This is a genomic window from Methylobacterium sp. E-012 (assembly GCF_057836545.1).
The window spans coordinates 2,893,405-2,912,438 of record NZ_JBYQEY010000001.1 but is presented as its reverse complement, the minus strand read 5'-3'; the positions used below and the strand labels follow the sequence as shown (position 1 = coordinate 2,912,438).

At 72.3% G+C, this 19,034-nt stretch carries 15 protein-coding genes; 6 read left to right on the top strand and 9 right to left on the bottom strand.

The features are described 5' to 3' along the window. Window positions 1–218 precede the first annotated feature (218 nt). Window positions 219–923 (bottom strand): DUF4142 domain-containing protein, encoded by a 705-nt coding sequence (locus AC3IF1_RS14050; RefSeq protein WP_489218110.1) that lies wholly within the window; start codon window positions 921–923, stop codon window positions 219–221. A 262-nt stretch (window positions 924–1,185) separates the two neighbouring features. Here AC3IF1_RS14050 and AC3IF1_RS14045 point away from each other — a divergent pair, with 262 nt between their 5' ends. The 5 genes from AC3IF1_RS14045 to nudC all read left to right on the top strand — a co-directional run bounded on the left by AC3IF1_RS14045 (window position 1,186) and on the right by nudC (window position 5,440). After that, window positions 1,186–2,328 (top strand): acyltransferase family protein, encoded by a 1,143-nt coding sequence (locus AC3IF1_RS14045; protein ID WP_489218109.1) that lies wholly within the window; start codon window positions 1,186–1,188, stop codon window positions 2,326–2,328. 124 nt (window positions 2,329–2,452) lie between these two features. Beyond that, window positions 2,453–3,316, top strand: coding sequence for a universal stress protein (locus AC3IF1_RS14040; RefSeq protein ID WP_243968214.1), 864 nt, complete (start codon window positions 2,453–2,455; stop codon window positions 3,314–3,316). Window positions 3,317–3,402: 86 nt separating this feature from the next. Beyond that, the gene (locus AC3IF1_RS14035) at window positions 3,403–4,008 is read left to right on the top strand and encodes a hypothetical protein (protein WP_489218108.1); all 606 of its coding nucleotides are present in this window, start codon (window positions 3,403–3,405) and stop codon (window positions 4,006–4,008) included. Between the two features lie 101 nt (window positions 4,009–4,109). Then, entirely contained in the window at window positions 4,110–4,529 is a 420-nt protein-coding gene (locus AC3IF1_RS14030) for an HIT domain-containing protein (RefSeq protein ID WP_243968216.1), read from the top strand. A gap of 8 nt (window positions 4,530–4,537) precedes the next feature. Then, the gene (gene nudC / locus AC3IF1_RS14025; protein WP_489218107.1) at window positions 4,538–5,440 is read left to right on the top strand and encodes an NAD(+) diphosphatase; all 903 of its coding nucleotides are present in this window, start codon (window positions 4,538–4,540) and stop codon (window positions 5,438–5,440) included. Between the two features lie 16 nt (window positions 5,441–5,456). Here the strand turns inward: nudC and AC3IF1_RS14020 are convergent, their stop codons facing one another. The 8 genes from AC3IF1_RS14020 to AC3IF1_RS13985 all read right to left on the bottom strand — a co-directional run bounded on the left by AC3IF1_RS14020 (window position 5,457) and on the right by AC3IF1_RS13985 (window position 18,080). After that, window positions 5,457–5,951 (bottom strand): cupin domain-containing protein, encoded by a 495-nt coding sequence (locus AC3IF1_RS14020; protein ID WP_489218106.1) that lies wholly within the window; start codon window positions 5,949–5,951, stop codon window positions 5,457–5,459. Between the two features lie 548 nt (window positions 5,952–6,499). Then, a complete protein-coding gene (cysG, locus tag AC3IF1_RS14015; RefSeq protein WP_489218105.1) occupies window positions 6,500–7,972 on the bottom strand; it encodes a siroheme synthase CysG in 1,473 nt (490 codons plus the stop codon). A gap of 139 nt (window positions 7,973–8,111) precedes the next feature. Further along, window positions 8,112–10,808, bottom strand: a complete 2,697-nt coding sequence (locus AC3IF1_RS14010) for a nitrate reductase (RefSeq protein WP_489218104.1) — start codon at window positions 10,806–10,808, stop codon at window positions 8,112–8,114. Between the two features lie 232 nt (window positions 10,809–11,040). Beyond that, window positions 11,041–12,645, bottom strand: a complete 1,605-nt coding sequence (locus tag AC3IF1_RS14005) for a sulfite reductase subunit alpha (RefSeq protein ID WP_489218103.1) — start codon at window positions 12,643–12,645, stop codon at window positions 11,041–11,043. After that, entirely contained in the window at window positions 12,642–14,456 is a 1,815-nt protein-coding gene (locus AC3IF1_RS14000; protein ID WP_489218101.1) for a NirA family protein, read from the bottom strand. Before AC3IF1_RS14000 ends, AC3IF1_RS14005 begins: the two co-directional genes overlap by 4 nt. Window positions 14,457–14,467: 11 nt before the next feature. After that, the gene (locus AC3IF1_RS13995; protein ID WP_489218100.1) at window positions 14,468–15,736 is read right to left on the bottom strand and encodes an NAD(P)/FAD-dependent oxidoreductase; all 1,269 of its coding nucleotides are present in this window, start codon (window positions 15,734–15,736) and stop codon (window positions 14,468–14,470) included. A 758-nt stretch (window positions 15,737–16,494) separates the two neighbouring features. Next, window positions 16,495–17,496 (bottom strand): CmpA/NrtA family ABC transporter substrate-binding protein, encoded by a 1,002-nt coding sequence (locus tag AC3IF1_RS13990; protein WP_489218098.1) that lies wholly within the window; start codon window positions 17,494–17,496, stop codon window positions 16,495–16,497. Further along, window positions 17,493–18,080 carry an ANTAR domain-containing response regulator gene (locus AC3IF1_RS13985; RefSeq protein ID WP_243967558.1) on the bottom strand — a complete coding sequence of 196 codons (588 nt, stop codon included), beginning with the start codon at window positions 18,078–18,080 and terminating at the stop codon, window positions 17,493–17,495. The genes AC3IF1_RS13990 and AC3IF1_RS13985 overlap by 4 nt, the downstream gene beginning before the upstream one ends. Before the next feature lie 236 nt (window positions 18,081–18,316). On the opposite strand from AC3IF1_RS13985, the gene AC3IF1_RS13980 reads away from it, so the two are divergent. Then, on the top strand, window positions 18,317–18,958 hold the full coding sequence (locus tag AC3IF1_RS13980) for a hypothetical protein (RefSeq protein WP_489218095.1): 642 nt from the start codon (window positions 18,317–18,319) through the stop codon (window positions 18,956–18,958). Window positions 18,959–19,034 lie beyond the last annotated feature (76 nt).

Here is a 19,034-nt window from a genome sequence, read left to right as displayed (position 1 = left end):
CACTGCTCCATCCTGCACGACCCCCGCCGCCAACGCTTCCCCGCAAGAGTTACTGGCAACACAGGTTTAAGGCACGTGGCCCGAGATGCGGTGTCGAGAGGCCTCCCTCGAAGCCGGCCTCGCCGTGGGCCGGCCGCACGAAAAAGGGCGGCCCGCTCGCGCCGGCCGCCCATTCTTGGGGACCGGCCGGAGCCGGTCCTACGTTGAAGCGCTATGACTTACATCGCGCCCGGCAGGCGCTGGGCCTGATCGTAGTGCATCTGCAGCGCCGGCAGGGCCTGCTGGGCGTAGTTGCGCAGGGCCGGGTTCGGGCCGCCCTGGGCGTAGGCCTGGGTCATCGCGATGGTCATCTGATGGGCCTGGATCTGCTGGGTCGCGTACAGCCGGTCGAAGCGCGGGCCGGCCGGGGTCGCCGACAGCTCGGACAGCATCGCCTGCTGCTCAGGATTCGGCGGCACGATCGTGGAGGCGCCGGTCGCCATCATCTCGCCGCGGCCGAGCTGACCGCCCGCCACAGCCCCGTTCGCCGCACCGGCACCCGCGCCCTGGAGGCCGCCGACCGGACCGCCGGAGAGGGTACCGCCGACCACGCCGGTTGCCGCGCCCACGCCCGCGCCGACGGCGCTGCCCGCCACCGCGATCGGGGCCGTGATCAGGCCGCCGAGGCCCGGATCGCCGGCCGCCATGGCGCCGGACTGACCACCGGCGAGCGCCACATTGGCAGCGCGGTGATCGCGGATCACCTCCTGGGCGTAGGACCGGACCCGCGGGTTGCGCGACTTCGACAGGGCGATCTGCGAGGACTGAACCTCGTAGGCGTTCGCCTGCATCGACTGCACGCGGAAGTCATTGGCGCTCTGCGCCAGAGCCGGGCTCGACAGGGCCAGGACCAGCGCGGAGGCGGCAGCGTAATTCTTCAGCATCAGGAACCTCGTTTCGGAATGGACGCGCGAACTGGCATGGGATGCCACATGCGGAGATCGAGAAACCTCTCGCCAAACGTTCGCGAATTGGTGCGTCAACGGCGCCATCGGCCTATGGTTCCTGTCGTTTTCGCTTCGGACCGTCGCCCCGGATGAGAATCTTGCGCCGCGCGACCCCGGGGGGTGGGACGACGCCGTGGCCCGGTCGCGGCTCGCCGGCGGCGCGACACCGCTCGCAGTTCGACCTGCAGCCGAGCGCCCGATGATCCTCGTCCCGATCCAAATCCTGCGCGCCCTCGCCGCCCTGATGGTGGTCTGGCACCATGCCCGGCACGAGGCGGGATTGCTGGCCGAGCGCGGCGCCGGCCGAGCCCTCGATCCCGGCACGCTCCTGCCCTGGTGGGGCGGCGTTGACCTGTTCTTCGTCATTTCCGGCTGCGTCATCGTCCTGGCGAGCGGGCGCCTGTTCCGGGTGCCCGGGGCCCGGGGCCGCTTCCTCGCCCACCGGATCGCCCGGGTCGTGCCGCTCTACTGGCTGGTGAGCCTCCTCTACCTCGGCCTCGCCCTGGCGCGACCCGATCTCCTCGGCGAGGCCGCCGCCCTGGTCCGCGAGCCCGCCGCGCTCCTGGCCGGCTTCCTGTTCTGGCCGGCCGCCCGGCCTGACGGCATCGTCCAGCCGCTCTACGGGCTGGGCTGGACCCTGAACTACGAGGCCTTCTTCTACGTTCTTTTCGCCGCCGGCCTCGGCCGGCGGGGCGCCGTGGCGTGGCTCGTCGCCGTCCTGGCGCTCCTCGTGGCCGCCGGGGCCGTCCTGCCGGACCTGCCCCTGCCCCTGCGGTTCTGGGCGAACCCGATCGTGCTCGAATTCGCCGCCGGCGCCGGCCTCGCCCTCGCCTATCGGGCGGGTGTCCGGCCAGCGCCGTCGGCCCGAATCGCCCTGGCGGTGCTCGGACTCCTCGGCCTGATCCTGGCGGCCCGCCTGCTCGCCGGCCTCGGCGAGGCCGACGGCGTCCTGCGCCCGCTCCTCGTCGGGGTGCCGGCGGCCCTGCTCGTGGCGGCCGCCCTCGGGCCTGAGCGCGACGCCGCGCAGGTGGCGCGGCTGCCGGGCCCGATGCGTGCCCTCGTGCATCTCGGGGACGCGTCCTACGCCCTCTACCTCGTGCATCCCTTCGCGCTGCGCCTCGTGCGCGAGGGTCTGCTCCGGCTCGGCGTCGCGCCCGCCCTGCACCCGATCGGCGCCATGCTCCTGATGCTCGCGGCGGGCGTCGCGGCCGCCATCCTGGTCCACCGGTTCATCGAGAGGCCGCTGACCCGCCGTCTCCGGGGCTGGCTCGATCCCGGCGACGCGCGAAACCGTGTGCGCGCCGCGCCGGTCCCGGTTCCCCGCGGGGGCCGCCGGGATTAGGGCATCGTCCCGAACGGCGGCCGCCGGCTTTCGGAAAAGCCGATGCGGATCAGAAAGCTACGCATCGTGCCGGTTCCGGTATCCGGGCCGATGCGCTAGCCTCGCCCCCGAGGAGGACATTGCCATGAAGACCCTGCTCGTTCCCGTCGCGATGCACGACGCCCTGCCCTCCGTGTTCGAGACGACGCGGCTCGCGGCGACGCGCTTCGGCAGCCTGATCGAGGGCGTGTCCCTGCGCCCGGCCCTGGCCGAGTACGTGCCGGTCGACATGGTCGGCGGCATGACCTGGCTGCGCGACGAGGAGGCCGACCGGGCCGAGGCCGAGGAGGCGGGCGGGCGCTTCGTCGCCTTCATGGATGCGGCCGGGATTCCCCGTCATGCCCGCGACGGGTTGTGCATACCGGAACGGGTGCCGGATGCCGGACCGCGCTACCGGTGGCGGCAGGACGTGCCGACCGGCGACGCCTTCCTGGGCCAGTATGCGCGGCTGTTCTCGGCGACGGTGGTCGGCCGCCCCGGTACCACCGACAACGCGCCCCGGATGACCACCTTCGAGACCGCCCTGTTCGAGAGCGGCCGCCCGATCCTCCTCGCCCCGCCGGCCCCGCCCGCGAGCCTCGGCACGGCGATCCTGGTCGCCTGGAACGGCTCCACCGAGACCGCCCGGGCCTTGGCCTTCGCGATGCCGTTCCTGCGCAAGGCCGAGCGCGTGCTGGTCCTCAGCGTCGAAGGCGGCATGGTGCCCGGGCCCACCGCCCAGGACCTCGCCCAGGCCCTCGCCTGCGAGGGTGTGGACGCCGCGCACCGCGCCCTGCCGGCAGGGCGGCGCGCCCCCGGCGAGACGTTCCTGGCCGAAGCCCAGGCCTTTGGTTGCGACCTGCTGATCAAAGGCGCCTACACCCAGAGCCGCCTGCGCCAGATGATCTTCGGCGGCGTCACCAGCCACGTGCTGGCGCATGCCGACATGCCGGTGCTGATGGCGCACTGAGCGTCCGGCGGCATCTGCGCGGAACGTCGGTGTTTGGCTTGGCGTTCGGCCCCCGCATCCGGACCGAACCATCAAGAAGGATCCCCGTGACGAGCCCCGTGAAACGCCTCCTCACCGCCCTCCTGGTCATGACCGCCAGCGCCCCCGCCGTCCGGGCGGAGCCGATCGGCATGCGGTTCCGCGGCACGGTCCTCCGGGCGGAGGCCGACCGCCTGGAGATCCGCCGCTCCACCGGGAGCACCCTCACCCTGCGGATGGATCCGCGGACCCGCGTCTATGCGGTGAACCAGACCGACCTGCGGGCGATCAAGCCTGAAAGCTACGTCAGCGTGGTCGGTGCCGCGGGATCGGAGCCCCGGCGGGTCACGGCGGTGACGCTGTACTCGCCCTCCGAACGCGGCTTCGAGGCGGGGAGCCAGCCCTGGGACACCGCCCCCGGCGCGACGCTGACGGCCGGCTGGGTGGCCGATCTGCGGCGCGGCGCGACCCTGCGGCTGGCGCTCGCCTATGGCGGCGGCCAGTCGGCCTTCGAGATCCCCGGGGACACGCCGGTGACGCAATTCTCCCCCGGCGAGAAGGCCCTGCTCGAGCCGGGCGCGGCCGTCACGGTCTTCGCCCGGTCGGATGCGGACGGGGCCCTCGATGCGGGGACGATCGCGGTGGGCCGGCAGGGCGCCGTGCCGGGCCTCTGACGGGCCGACCGGCCGCCCCGGCGGATGGGCTGGGCGGATGCGTCACCGTTCCCGCCGCCGGACCGCGCGCCCGGCGCGAAGCTGCGCTACATCGGTCGATCATGACCGATTCCGCCTTCACCCTCGATCCGCGACTGGCCGCCGACACCGTCGAGATGGGCGACCTCGCCCTGTGCCGCGTGCTGCTGATGGACGATGCCCGGTTCCCCTGGCTGATCCTGGTGCCGCGCCGCGCCGACGTGACCGAGATCACCGACCTGTCCGGTCCGGACTCGGAGGCGCTGTGGCACGAGATCCGCCTCGCCACCGGGGTGATGCAGGGGCTGGCCAAGCCCGACAAGGTCAACGTCGCCGCCCTCGGCAACGTCGTGGCCCAGCTCCATGTCCACGTGGTCGGCCGCTTCCGCTCGGATCCGGCCTGGCCCGGTCCGGTCTGGGGCGTCGGGACCCGCACGCCCTACCCGCTCCACGCCCGTGCCCAGCTCATCGAGCGCGCCGGCGCCCTGTTCTCCGCAGCCTGATCCCTCGCATGACCGATCCCCGCGACACCCTGGGCTTCGTCCGGAACCGCCTCGACCGCCATTCGGCCGAGCAGCCCGAGGAGGCCGTGCCCGCCTTCGATGCGCCCGATGCCCACCTCGTCCTCCTGTGCGGCGACAGGATCGTCCTGCGTGGCGCCACCGCGCTGATCGCCCCCGGCGACGCCGCCGACCTTGCCGACGGCCTGCGGGTCTTCCTCGGCCATCGGGACGGGCGGCCGGTCTTCGCGGCCGCCGCTCCGGCCGAGGTCGCGGAGCGCTTCGCGGGCGACGAGGTCCGGACCCTCGACCTGCGCAGCATCGCCACGGAATCGGCCGTGGAGGCGGAGGAGCTGGGCCTCCTGGCGGTGGCCAAGTCGATGCTCGACTGGCACGCCCGCCACGGCTTCTGCGCCAATTGCGGCACCGCGACCGTGGTGCGGGCCGGTGGCTTCCGTCGGGAATGCCCCACCTGTGCCGCGCACCACTTCCCCCGGGTCGATCCCGTGGTGATCATGCTGGTGCGCCGGGGCGATGCCTGCCTGCTCGGCCGCGGCCCGCACTTCCGACCGCAGATGTATTCCTGCCTCGCGGGCTTCCTGGAGCCCGGCGAGACGATCGAGGACGCGGTGCGCCGCGAGGTGTTCGAGGAGACGCACATCCGCGTCGGCGCCGTCACCTACCGGACCTCGCAGCCCTGGCCGTTCCCGTCCTCGCTGATGCTGGGCTGCGCCGCGGAGGCCCTCGACGAGGCCATCGTGACCGATCCGAAGGAGCTGGAGGATGCGCGATGGTTCGACCGCGCCGCCGTCGCCGCGATGCTGGCGGGGAGCCATCCCGAGGGGATCCAGGCCCCGCCGCCCATGGCGATCGCCCACTACCTGATGCGGGCCTTCGTGGCCGGCGAGACCTGATCGTTCCGCGGCCGGGTCAGCCCGGACCGCCGCTGCTCCGGCTTGGATCGTCGGCGGGGTCGATGTAGTTCAGCCCGAACGGGCCGGAGCCGTTGACCTGCAGCTCCACCGGCTCGTCGGTGGTCCAGAGGGAATGCGGCATGTCCTCCGGCAGGTAGACGAAGCCACCCGCCGTCAGCGCCGCGCCCTTCGTCCTGTCCAGGGTGCGCCCGTGCGCGTGGTAGATCGACCCCGACAGGATCGTCAGCGTCTCGGGCTTCGCATGCGTGTGCGGCGCGATCACCGTGTGGGCCGGGAACTTCAGCCGCAGCACGAACGGCCCGGGCTGGGCGGGATCCCCGGCGACGCGGCTGATCTGCGTGCCCTTGGGCAGGTTCGGCGGCCCCGGCTCGTAGCGGACCGACGCCGCGTCGGGCTTCACCACCATCCCGCCCGCGTCCTGGTCCGCCGCCAGGGCCGGACCGGCCGCCGCGAGCAGGGCCGCAGCACCGAGCCAAAACTGTTTTCTCATCGCGCGCCTCCCGGATCGCTTCAGGGTTCTGTCGCGAGGGTCCAGGCCCCCGCCCCTGTTCTGGTACAGGCCCGGCGGCTTCACAGAACCGGCTGACGAAACACATCGTCGCGGGCCCGCCTGCCCATCGTGACTTTAGCCTCCTCGAACCTGTTGATGCGAGTCGCGACACTCATCGCGTCCGGACCATCCGGTACACCGCTTCCCGGCGGCGCTTGCCGAACGCGATCTCGGTGATCGCCGCGTCGCTGACACGGGAGACCCGCTCAACGCCGAAAGCGCGGCATCGGCGATCAGATCCATCATCGCTTCGTTGGCGGCGGGCGCGACCATGTGGGCCATCACCCGATTGTGGTTGAGGATCGCGACCGTTTCACCCTGCGCCTCGCTCACCACGGCGGCGGGGCTCCTCTTCAGGTCCGATACGCTGACAGCCGCGTTCGCCAGGACGGTCTGCGTCTCACGCCCCGCCGGGTGCTGCGTCGGGCACATTCGATACCGGTTTCAGGGCCGGAATCTGGCGCGGTGCGCGAAGGCTTCAAACCACTTCAGATCGCCACCCGCTCCGGCGCGGTCTCGACCTGCGCGGCGCCCCGCATCTCCGAGAACGCCTCGCCGACCATCAGCAGCGCCGGCCCGTCGAGGCCCGCGGCCTCGACGCGGTCGGCGAGGTCGGCGGCGGTGCCGCGCAGGGCCTGCTGGTTCGGGCGGGTGGCGTTGAAGACCAGGAGCGCCGGGGTCGAGGGGGCCAGCCCCTCCGCCACCGCCCGGGCGAGCAGCGCCCGCAGGGTGCGCTTGGGCATGTAGACCACGGTCGTGACGCTCGGATCGGCCAGCGCCCCCCAGTTCAAGTCGTCCGGGAGGTCGCCGCGGCGGTCATGGCCGGTGACGAACTGGAGCCGGCGCGCGGCGTCGCGATGGGTCAAGGACAGGCCGAGGGAGGCCGCCGCCCCCTGCGCCGCCGAGACCCCCGGCACCACGGTGACCGGGATGCCGGCGGCCCGGCAGGCCTCGATCTCCTCGCCGGCCCGGCCGAAGACCAGCGGATCGCCGGATTTGAGCCGCACCACCTGCTTGCCCGTGCGGGCGAGCTGCACCATCAGCGCGTTGATGTCGTCCTGGCGGCAGGACGGGCCGTGGCCGGTCTTGCCGACCAGCATCGTCCGCGCCTCGCGGCGGGCGTAGTCCAGGATCTCGGGGGCGACGAGGTCGTCGTACAGGATCACGTCGGCGTTGCGGAGCGCCCGGAGCGCCTTGAGGGTCAGGAGTTCCGCGTCCCCGGGGCCGGCCCCAACCAGCGTCACCGCACCGCCCTTCGGTGCGGCCTCGGTCTCCCCGAGCAGCTCGGCGAGGTCCTGCTCCGAGGGTGCCCGGTCGGGCTCCGCGAAGGCGCGCTCGGTGAAGCGCTCCCAGAAGACGCGCCGTTCGGCGAACCCGTGGAAGCGCGCCGTGACGCCGTCGCGCCAGTCCCGGGCGGCCGCGACCCAGCGGGCGAAGCCCCGGGGCAGCATCGCCTCGATCCGGGCCCGCACGGTCTGGCCGAAGACCGGGGCGGCGCCCTCCGTGGAGATGCCCACCACCAGCGGCGAGCGGTTGACGATGGCGCCGAACTTCACGTCGCAGAGATGCGGCCGGTCGACCGCGTTGACGATGGCCCCGGCCCCGCGGGCAGCCACCACGAAGGCGACGCACTCGGCCTCGTCCTCCAGGGCGCCGATGCAGAAGGCCGCGCCCCAGAGGTCGTCGGGGGTCCAGGCGCGCTCGTGCAGCACCACCTGCCCATCGACGATCTCGCCCGGGACCGCGCGCAGCTCCTCGCCGGGCTCGGGGGCGTAGACGTCGACATGGGCGCCGGCCGCGGCCAGCACCTTCACCTTCCAGGGTGCCCCGCCGGAGGAGCCGGCCAGGACCACGCGCTTGCCGCGCAGGGGCACGAAGACGGGCAGCACCGCCAGCGGCTCCAGGCCGGCGGCCTTGGTCTCGCGGGGCGCGCGGGCGGCGCGCAGGGGGGTATCGGTCACGGCTCTGTCCTGAAGTCTGCCTCGTGCCGGTCATCCCGCCGGACACCCTCGTCCTGGGGCGCCGCTTCGCGTCCGCACCCCGAGAGGAGGGGCTGGCGGGACGGGCCGATCGGTCCTCACCGGCGAATATACCAAACAATCACGCAGCGCGGGCGGTTTGCCCGGCGAGCATCTTGCGGATCTCCGGTATGCAGGAGCCGCAATTCGTGCCGGCCTTGCAGGCGGCGCCCACCGTCTCCACGGATCCGGCTCCCGCGGCGATCGTCGCAGTGATCACGTCGGCGCCGACCCCGTGACAGGCGCAGACCACGGGCCCCGCCGAGGCGGTCGCGGCCCGGCCCGAGAGCAGCGCCCGGCGCTCGGCGCTCTCGGGTTCCTCGGCGGCGAACAGGGCCTTGGCCGCCTCCCAGTCCGGCCGCTCCGCCGCGGGCGCGTAGGCGAGGCAGGCGACGAGGCGCGCGCCGTCATAGACCGCGCAGCGGTACCGGTCCCGGGCGTGATCGGCATATTCCGCCAGTTCGCAGCCCGCCAGGGCCTCGCTCTGGATCAGGCCGCGCACCATCAGCGCCATGGCCCGGGAGCTGTCCTGCGTGGCGAACTGCACGCCCCAGCCGCCGGTGATCGCCGCCCGCGCCCACCACCAGCCCTCGGGCAGATCCACCTGCCGGCGGGTCATCAGGAAGCCGCGGGCCCGGTAGGCCACCGGCGCCACGGCGGCCGGCGTCGCCTTCAGCTCGGGCTGGCCGGACACCGGATCGGGCATGCCGCGCACCAGGGCGCCGACCCGGGCCCGCGACGCGAAGGCGCCGCCCCAGTGCATCGGCATGAACACGTTGCCCGGCACCACCGTGTCGGTGACCGTCACCTCCAGCTCCGCCTCGCCGTGCGCGGTGGTCAGCCGCGCGATGCCGCCGTCGGCGAGGCCATGGGCCGCCGCGTCGTCCGGGTGGACCTCGACGAACGGGACCGCGCGGTGTGCGGACAGGCGCTGGCTCTTCCCGGTGCGGGTCATGGTGTGCCAGTGGTCGCGCACCCGGCCGGTGTTGAGCACGAACGGGAACGCCTCAGAGACCGCCAGGGCGAGCCCGGGCGGCTGCACCGCCACGAAGCGGGCGCGCTGGTCGAAGGTGTAGAAGCGCCCGTCGCCGAACAGCCGGGCCTTGCCCTGCGGGGCGCCGCGCGGCCCGGAGCGCTTCGGGATCGGCCACTGCACCGGCAGGTTCACGTCGTAGGCGGCGTCGCTGAGGTCGGCGAGCGCGCCCAGGTCGAAGTCGCGCGTGCCGTTGTTCTCGTAGGCCGAGAGCCCGGCATGCTCGCGGAAGATCGCGGCGGCGGAGTCGAACGCGAAGGCCCGGCCGTGGCCGAGCCGGCGGCCGACCTCCGCGAGTACCGCCCAGTCGGGGCGGGCCTCGCCGGGGCTGTCGAGGAAGCGGCGCTGGCGGGAGATCCGCCGCTCGGAATTGGTGACGGTGCCGTCCTTCTCGCCCCAGCCCTGCGCGGGCAGCAGCACTGTCGTCTTGCCGAGGCCGCGGGCCGTGTCGGAATCCGCCACCGCCTCGGAGACCACGTAGAGGTCGAGACCGCCGAGCGCATCCCGGATCAGGTCGGCCCGCGGCATCGAGACCAGCGGGTTGGTGCCCATCACCCAGAGGGCCTTGATCTTGCCCTTGGCGACCGCCTCGAACAGGGCGACCGCCTTCATGCCCTCGCCGGTGATGATCCGGGGTGCGCCCCAGAAGCGGCGCACCCGGTCGACCTCCTCGGGGGCGAAGTGCATGTGCGCGGCCAGCATGTTGGCCAGCCCGCCGACCTCGCGCCCGCCCATGGCGTTGGGCTGGCCGGTCAGCGAGAACGGCCCCATCCCGGTCTCGCCGATGCGGCCGGTGATCAGGTGGCAGTTGATGATGCTGTTGCCCTTGTCGGTCCCCTGTGCCGACTGGTTCACCCCCTGCGAGAAGGCCGTGACCACCCGGCGGGTGCCGGAAAACAGGGCGTAGAACGCCGCGATGTCGGCCTCCGGCACCCCCGTCGCGGCGGCGACGGCCGCGGCGTCCGGTGCGATCAGGCGGGCGCGCTCCAGGGCGCCGTCGAGCCCGGCCGTGTGGGACTCCACGAAGGCGCGATCGCGAAACCCGTTATCCGACAGGTAGACGAGGAGCCCCGAGAACAGGGCCACGTCGGTGCCCGGCCGGATCCCGAGGAACAGGTCGGATTCCTGCGCGGTCTGGGTCCGGCGGGGGTCGATCACCACGAACTTGGTGCCCCGCCTTGCCTTCGCGTCGGCCATGCGCCGGAACAGCACCGGATGGCACCAGGCGGTGTTGGAGCCGACCAGCACGATCAGGTCGGCCTCGTCGAGATCCTCGTAGCAGCCCGGCACGGTGTCGGAGCCGAAGGCCCGGCGGTGGGCCGCGACCGCGCTCGACATGCACAGCCGCGAATTGGTGTCCACGTGCGGCGTGCCGATGAAGCCCTTCGCGAGCTTGTTGGCGACGTAGTAATCCTCGGTGAGCAATTGCCCCGAGAGGTAGAAGGCGATCGCGTCCGGCCCGTGCTCATCGGCGACCGCGCGGAGCTTTCCCACCACGGTGTCGAGGGCCGCGTCCCATGAGACCCGCGTCCCGTCGACCTGTGGGTGGAGCAGGCGGTTCTCCAGCGACAGGGTCTCGCTCAGCGCCGAGCCCTTGGAGCACAGGCGGCCGTAATTGGCCGGGTGCTCGGCATCGCCCGCGATGGCGGCGCCCCCCTGCCCGTCCGGTGTCGCGAGCACGCCGCATCCGACCCCGCAATAGGGGCAGGTGGTCCGCACTGCCGGGTCTGCCACGGGCTGAAGCATGGCTGGGTCCTCGAAAGTCTCGTGTCCGACGGCGCCCGCAAGAGGCGGGCCGCGTGCTTCCTCCCCCCTCTGCGGGGGAGGGTGGCCCCCGCGTCGGCGAGGGTCGGGAGAGGGGAGCGCCGGATCCGGAGGGGTCGCGTCGGAAGCCAGATCCTGAACCGTCGCGCTGCCCCTCTCCCGCCCCGCATCCGCCGGGCACCCTCCCCCACAGAGGGGGGAGGGTTTTGGCTGATCAGTACACGTCGGCCTGGTAGCGCCCGGCCTTCTTCAGTGCGGCGAAATATGCCACCGCATCCTCGGGGTTCTTGCCGCCGTGGCTGGCCGCCACGTCGATGATCGCCCGCTCCACGTCCTTGGCCATGCGCTTGGCATCGCCGCAGACGTAGAAATGCGCGCCGCCCTCCAGCCACTTCCACAGCTCGGCGCCGTTCTCGCGCATCCGGTCCTGGACGTAGGTCTTCTCCGTGCCGTCCCGGGACCAGGCGAGCGACAGGCGGGTGAGCACCTTGTCGTCCTTCAGCCTGGTCAGCTCGTCCTTGTAGAAGAAGTCCGAGGCCTGCCGCTGGTGGCCGTAGAACAGCCAGTTCCGGCCGGATGCCTGCGTCGCGGCGCGCTCGCGCAAAAACGCCCGGAACGGCGCGATGCCGGTGCCGGGGCCGCACATGATCACGTCCTTCGACAGGTCGGCCGGCAGCCCGAAGCCGTGGGCCTTCTGGAGGTAGACCTTGACCCGGGTCTGCTCGGGGAGTCGCTCGCCGAGATGGGTCGAGGCCACCCCGAGCCGCAGCCGTGAGCGGTGGTTGTAGCGCACCGCGTCCACCGTCAGGGACACGCGGCCGACATCCATCTTGGGTGAGGACGAGATCGAGTAGAGGCGCGGCTGGAGCTCGTCCAGCGCCTCGAGGAAGACCTCCGCGTCGGGCCGCGCGCCGGGGAACTTGTGCAGGGCGCCGAGCACGTCGAGATAGGCGGCGTCGCCGTCGGGATCCTCGCCGGAGGCCAAGGCCTGCGCTTTCTTGCGGGCCGCCCCCGAGGTGAGGAGCGACAGGAGCTGGTAGAGATTGTCGGGTGCCGCGCCCAGGGCGTAATTGATCAGCAGGTGCTCCCGCAGGGTCCTGGCGCCGATGATCCGTTCCGGGCGGGCGCCCAGTTCCGCGATCACCGCGTCCACCAGTGCCGGGGCGTTGGCGGGGAACAGGCCCAGGGAATCGCCGACCTCGTACCGGATCGGCGTGTCGTCGAGGCCGATCTCGATATGCCAAGTCTCCTTCTCGCCGCCCGGCTCGTTGAGGCGGCGGCGGGACAGGAACAGCGCCTCCACCGGGTTCTCGCGGCAATAGCCGAGCGGCCCGAGATCGGCGGCGGCCTTCGGGGACTCGTCGTCCGCCTTCGGGGCAGCGGGTGCGCCGGAGGCGGCCCCGAATTCCTCCTCCAGCTTCTTGAGCATGCGCAGGGTCTCCTTGCCGCCGGGCTGGCAAAGATTCAGGCGCGCCTCGTTCTTGAGGAAGATCGCGTTCGCATAGTCGGCGCAGTTGTAGCCGCACTGGCCGCAATCCTGCTGGGCCATGGCGGCCATGAGCTTCTGCGGCTCGGGCCGGTCCTTGGCCATGTCCATCCGGTCGCCGATCGGGACGGAGGGGTCGTGCCAGGGCGCGTCGTCGTTGTCGGCCAGCCGCGGGCCGCCGGGCGGGGCCTCACCCGGCGCCAGCGCGGTGGCACCCGCGACGGCCGGGCCGAGGAGCGCCGCGAAGTAGCCCGAGAGCCAGGCGCGCTGGTCCTCGTTGAACGGGGCGGTCTCGGGGATCAGGACGAGGGGCGGCGAGACGTGCTGGCTCATGCGGCGACCTTCAGGGCGGGCTGGTCCTCGGCGGCGTCGCGGAGCGCCTCCGCACCGGTGCGGCCGGTGAAGGCCTGGAAGCTCTCCTCGGGCCCCTGGCGGCGGTCGAGATAGGCGCGCAGCAGCGCCTCGACCCGGGAAGGGCAATCCTCGGCCTTCACGGCCTTCCAGATCTCGGTGCCGATCTTCGGGTTCTCGGCGAAGCCGCCGCCGACCACGATGTCGTAGCCCTCGACGGTATCGCCCTCTTCCGAGACGACGACCTTGGCGCCGATCAGCCCGATATCGCCGATGTAGTGCTGCGCGCAGCTGTGATGGCAGCCGGTGAGGTGGACGTTCACCGGCACGTCGAGGTCCGGGACGGCCGCCTCGACATGGTCGGCAATGACCAGGGCGTGGCCCTTCGTGTCCGAGGCTGCGAACTTGCAGCCCCGGGCGCCCGTGCAGGCCACGAGGCCGGAGCGGATGCCCGCCGCCCTGGTGGAGAGCCCCAGCGCCTCGACCCGGGCCTCGACCTCGGCGACCCTCGCGTCCGGCACGCCGGAGAAGATGAAGTTCTGCCAGACGGTGAGGCGGATCTGGCCGTCGCCGCAGTCGCAGGCGATCTCGGCCAGCGCCCGGACCTGATCGCTGGTCATCTTGCCGACCGGCAGGACCACGCCGATCCAGTTGAGGCCCGGCTGCTTCTGCGCGTGGACGCCGACATGGGCGTAGCGGTCGGTCGGCTTGCGCGGCGCCACGTGCTCCGGCGCGACCCGGTCGAATTTGCGGCCGAGCTTCTCCTCGACGGCGGCGAGGTACGTGTCGAAACCCCAGGCGTCGAGGACGTACTTCATCCGGCTCTTGTTGCGGTTGGTCCGGTCGCCGTTCTCGATGAACACCCGGATGATCGCGTCCGCGACCGCGTTGCACGCCTCGGGCTTGAGCACGATGCCGGTGTCGCGGGCGAGGTCCCGGTGACCCGAGATGCCCCCGAGGACGAGGCGCATGTAAATGCCCGGCGCGACCGCGGCGCCCTCCAGCACCTCCACCGCCTGGAAGCCGATATCGTTGGTCTCCTCCAGCGTCGGCATCACGCCGCTGCCGTCGAAGGCGACGTTGAACTTGCGCGGCAGGCCGTAGAGCGAGCGGTCGTTGAGGATCCAATTGTGCCAGGACTTGGCGAGCGGGCGCGTGTCCAGCAGTTCCTGCGCGTCGATCCCGGCCGTGGACGAGCCGGTGACGTTGCGGATGTTGTCGGCGCCCGAGCCCCGGGCGGTCAGGCCGATATCGGTGAGCCCGTCGAGGAACGGCTGGGCGTGTTCCGGGCCGATCTCGCGCACCTGAAGGTTGGCCCGCGTCGTCACGTGGACATAGCCGCCGCCATGCTGGTCAGCGAGGTCGGCGACGCCGGCGAATTGCCAATGGTGCAGGATCCCGTTCGGGATCCGCAGCCGGCACATATACGAGACCTGGTTTGGCGCGACCCAGAACAGGCCGTGGTAGCGCCAGCGGAAGTTGTCCTCGAGCTTCGGCTGCTTGCCGGCGGCGGCCTCCTGGATCAGGCGGTTGTGACCCTCGAAGGGACTCTCCGCGCGCTTCCACTTCTCCTGCTCGCAGAGCTTGCCGCCGTCCTTGACGGTCTTGTCCTGCGCCTTGATGTGGATCGCGTCCGGGCCGGTGGGCTCGGCGGGCGGCGCGGCCGCCCCGGCGCCGCCGGCCAGGCCGCCGGTCATGCGGATTGCGGCGATGCCGGACGCGAAGCCTTCGAGGTAGCGCTTCTGCTCCGCGTCGAAGGCGCTCGCTTCGGTCTGTGTCGGGGTCTCGGACATCCGCGCCTCCTCTAAGCGGCCAGCGGCTCGGACGCGGGGCGCCCGAACATCAGATCGTCGACGTTCTCGATGGGGTCGCCGGAGCGGATCAGGCCCTTGCAGGCGCCCTGTTCGGCGATGTCGCCCACGAAGACGGCACCGATCAGTTTTCCGTCCCGCAGCAGCAGCTTGCGGTAGAGGCCGGCGCCGGGATCGGACAGCACGATCGCCTCGGCATCGTCCGGGGTGTCGACGGTCCCGGCGGAGAAGACCGGAAGGCCCGAGACCTTGAGGCTGGTGGAGAGCGCGGTGCCCCGGTACTCGGCCGGCTGGCCGGCGAGGTGGCGGGCGAGCGTTTCGGCATGCTCGTAGGCGGGCTCGACCAGCCCGTAGACGAGCCCGCGGTGCTCGGCGCACTCGCCCAGGGCGAAGATGCGCGGGTCCGAGGTGGTCAACCGGTCGTCGACCTTGATGCCGCGGCCGATCTCCAAACCCGCCGCCTGCGCCAGCCCCACGGACGGCCGCACGCCCACCGACATCACCACGAGCTCGGCCGGGAGAACGGTCCCGTCCTTCAGGACGAGGCGTTCGACCCGGCCATCGCCTTCGATCCGGTCGGTGTCGGCCTGCAGGATCACCCGGACGCCCCGGGCCTCCATGGCACGTTTGACCAGCCCGGCGGCGTGGTGATCGAGCTGGCGCTCCATCAGCCGGTCCATGACGTGGAGCAGGGTCGTGTCGACGCCCAGGCGCGCGAGCCCGACCGCGGCCTCGAGGCCGAGCAGGCCCCCGCCGATGACGATCGCCCGGGCATGCTGGACGGCTGCCCGGCGGATCGCCGCCACGTCGGCGAGGTCGCGGAAGGTGATCACCCCCGGGAGGTCCATCCCGGGTTTCGGCAGGCGGATCGGGAGCGACCCGACCGCCAGGACCAGTTTGTCGAAGGGAAGGACATGGGTCTCGCCGACCATGACCAGGGCGTTCTCCCGGTCGATCTGCGTGACCGGCGCGCCGGTGATCAGGCGGATGCCGTGGGCCGCGTACCAGTCGAGGCCGCGGAATTCGCAGGCTGCCTCATCGACTTCGCCGCCGAGCAGCGAGGAGAGCAGGACCCGGTTGTAGGCGGCCTGCGGTTCGGCGCCGACGCAGGTGACGTCGAAACGGTCGCGGCAATCCTCGGTCAGGCGCTCGAGGAAGCGCAGCGAGGCCATGCCGTTGCCGACGACGACGAGTCTCTCACGCGGCAGGCCGGTCTCGGCGCGCGCGTCGGGTACGCGGGTGTCCAAAGGGGATGTCGCCATCGCTCGTTCGTGTCTGGAACCTCGATTGCAGGGTCGTTGGCGGACCGCCCACGAAAAAGCCGCTGCCGGTGATCTCCCAGCCGGCTTCAGCCTCAGGAGAACCGGATCAGCGGCCTCGCTGACGGCGCTGCCCGTCGCCGTTGACGGACCCATGTGAGGTAGCAGCTTCCGTGCCAGAGACGGCGCCAGATGGTTAAGTCGCGGACCGGAAAGGCAGGATGCGTTTCGGCCGCAGGGCCGGGATCCGCCTGGGCCCGACCCGTGCGCTGCACAAAAAGCGGGCGCACGCCGGTTAAATGATCAGTCGCCCGGAACCTGAATGACGGCACGCGGCACCGGGGTGCACGGGGCCTGATCCGGAGACGCCGCATGGACGCGACGTTGATCCCGCAGCCTCCGAGCGCATCGGGGCAGGCGCGTGGAACCAGTCCGGTCAGACCGGAGATTCTGATCAGATGAGGGTGGAGAGAACTGCCAGCAGGCCGAGGGTCGGCATCGCTCCGACCAAGAGGACCCAGTACCAGTTGCGGTTGGTACCGGCACGCCGGTTATCGTTGCTCGCCCGCGGGGTCCTGCCGCCCCGCTGGACGTGACGGCGAAGCTCGTCGCGCATCCGCGGATGCGACGGGTACGAGCCAGTATCGAGTTTGCGGCATCCGGGCATGGCATCGACACAACGGGTCGGGCCGCACGACGTTCCAGTCCCTGTCGCCCTGATGAGGCCCGCCGGTGACGAAACTCAGCGGCTGTCGCGCGCCTCAGAGGTCGTCCGCCGCCACCCGAAAGAGATCGGGCCTGTAGACCGTGGGGAGCGCGGCTTCGAAACCGGTCGGATCGACCACCTGCCGCGCGGCCTGCATCTGCGCGAGGAGCCATCGCGCGTCCGCGAAACGCGGCTCCTGGATCGCGGCGCCGAAGCCGAGGGCCGCGCCGGTGGCCGCCGGGGCCGGCGCTCCGCCCGGCAGGGAAAGGCCGACGATCGCCTCATCGAGGTCGAGGTAGCTCCGCCGCGCGAGGCGGTGCGCCAGCTCCGTGCGGTTGTCCGGATCGGCGCACCACCGCCCGGCCCGGGCCACCGCGCGGACCAGCGGGAGGATCGTGCCGTCGAGGCGCTCGGACACCGCCAGCACCTTCTCGGGGGCGTCCGGGGCCAGCGCGCTGCCGAGCACCGCGATCCGCCCGTGCCCGGCTGCCACCGCCACGTCGTTCCACGGCGCACCCGCGCAGAACCCGTCGACCAGGCCCCGGGCGAGGGTCTCGACGCTGTACTGGGGCGGGACCACGACGGTGCGGAACGCGCCCGGGTCGAGCCCGCCGGCCTCGGCGAACAACCGCAGCTGGTAGCTGTGGCACGAGAACGGGTGGACGGTACCCAGGGTCAGCGGCCGGCCCGCGGCGCGGCGCGCCTCCGCCTCCCGGGCGAAGGCCCGGGCGACGTCGCCGGGGCGCTCGCTCTCCGGCGCCATCGCGGCCCAGAGGCTGCGCGACAGGGTGATGGCGTTGCCGTTGACGCTGAGCTGCATCGGAACGATCAGGTCGGAGGGCGGACCCGACAGGGACAAGCGGCTTGCCAGCGCCAGCGGTGCCAGCATGTGGGCGCCGTCGAGATGCCCGAGCGCCAGCCGGTCGCGCAGGGTCGCCCAGGACGGCTCGGCCGTGAGGTCGAGTTCGAGGCCCTCGGCCCGGGCGAAGCCGAGTTCGTGCGCCGCGATCAGGGGGGCGGCGTCGCAGAGCGGGACGTAGCCGAGCTGGAGCCTCATCCGAGCAGGTCCGCGGTGGTGACAATCGCCCGGGCGATGTCGGCGATCTTGCGCTTCTCGTTCATGGCCTTGCGGCGCAGCTGCTTGTACGCCTCGTCCTCCGAGAGGCCCTTCAGGCTCATCAGGATCCCCTTGGCCCGCTCGATCAGCTTGCGGTCGGCGAGCTCGCCCCGGGCCTCCGACAATTCACGCTGCAGGCGCGCGAAGGCGTTGAAGCGGAGGATCGCGATGTCGAGGATCGACTTGATCCGCTCCGCCCGCAGCCCATCCACCACGTAGGCCGAGATCCCGGCATCCACGGCGGCCTGCATCATGGTGGTGTCCGAGCGGTCGACGAACATGGCGACGGGCCGCTCCACCTGCCGCGAGACCCCCGACATCTGCTCCAGGATGTCCCGGCTCGGGCTCTCCAGGTGGATCACCACCACGTCGGGCTTGAGGGCGGTCACGCGCTCCATCAGGTCGACGGTGTCGGGGATGACCACCACGCGGCCGACCCCGGCCGCGCGCAGTCCCTCCTCCAGGATCGCCGCGCGGGCGCGGCTCGGATCGATCACGGCGACGGTCAGGCTTGATTCGGTCATCGGGGCCCGGTTCGGGGCGGGTCGTCTCGGCGGCCCGGTGCGGGCAGGCCGGGCCAAGCAAGGGATATGCCCCCCACCGGGGTTCCGGGGAAGCGCGACCGGGTTTTCTCCCCAACCCTGACCAACCCCCGATCCGAGGCGGCTTGCAACGCCCGCGAAAAGAAACGGTCCCGTTTCCGCCGCATTGTCGGCCCCTCCTGCGGGCATCGGAGCGATCAGGGAGATCGGTGAGTCGGATGCGCAGGCCAGATCAGCCCGCCCTCACGGACGCCGGCACCGCCCGGGTCTCGATGCCGTTCCTGCCCACGCTGATCGTCGTCGCCGTGCTGGGCGCGGCCTCGCTCTATTGCCCGTCGTCAAATCCGGCCCGCCCGGCCTCGCGGGCGGATCTCGCGCTGTCCGATCCGCTGACGACGGAATCCCTCGCGCCGGTCGCGTCCGCACCCACCCCGACCGCCTTCGCGCCGATGACCGCGATTCCCGCCGGACCCGGCCGCCTCCCGGCCGCTCTGGTCTTCGCCGAAGCCTTCCCGCTCGACGCCTCGGCGCCGCGAGCCACCGCGTCGACCCTCCACGCCGGGGTGCCGACCCGACCGGCGCCGCGCCTCGCCGCCGCGACCCGGCGTCCCTGCCCGGGCCGCCGGTGCCCGGAGGCGCCCCAGCGCGGCGCCGATCCGTTCGCGGCCGCCCATGCGGAGGCCGCGGAACCGGTTGAGAGCGGCGCGATCCCGCATCCGGCCCTGCCCTTCGCCGACACGGTCGCCGAGACCCTGGCGCCCGCCGCCGAGGTCCTGGGCGACGCGGCCGAACTCATGCGCAGCGGCGCCGCTGCGGTCCAGGGCTCCGTCTCCCTCGCGGTGGCCGACTGCCTGCGCTGACCGGCCGCCGCCGGGGGCGATCCCCCTGGATCTGCCGGCCGCCCGTCCTAGGTGCATTGCAGCGGACGGCCCTAGC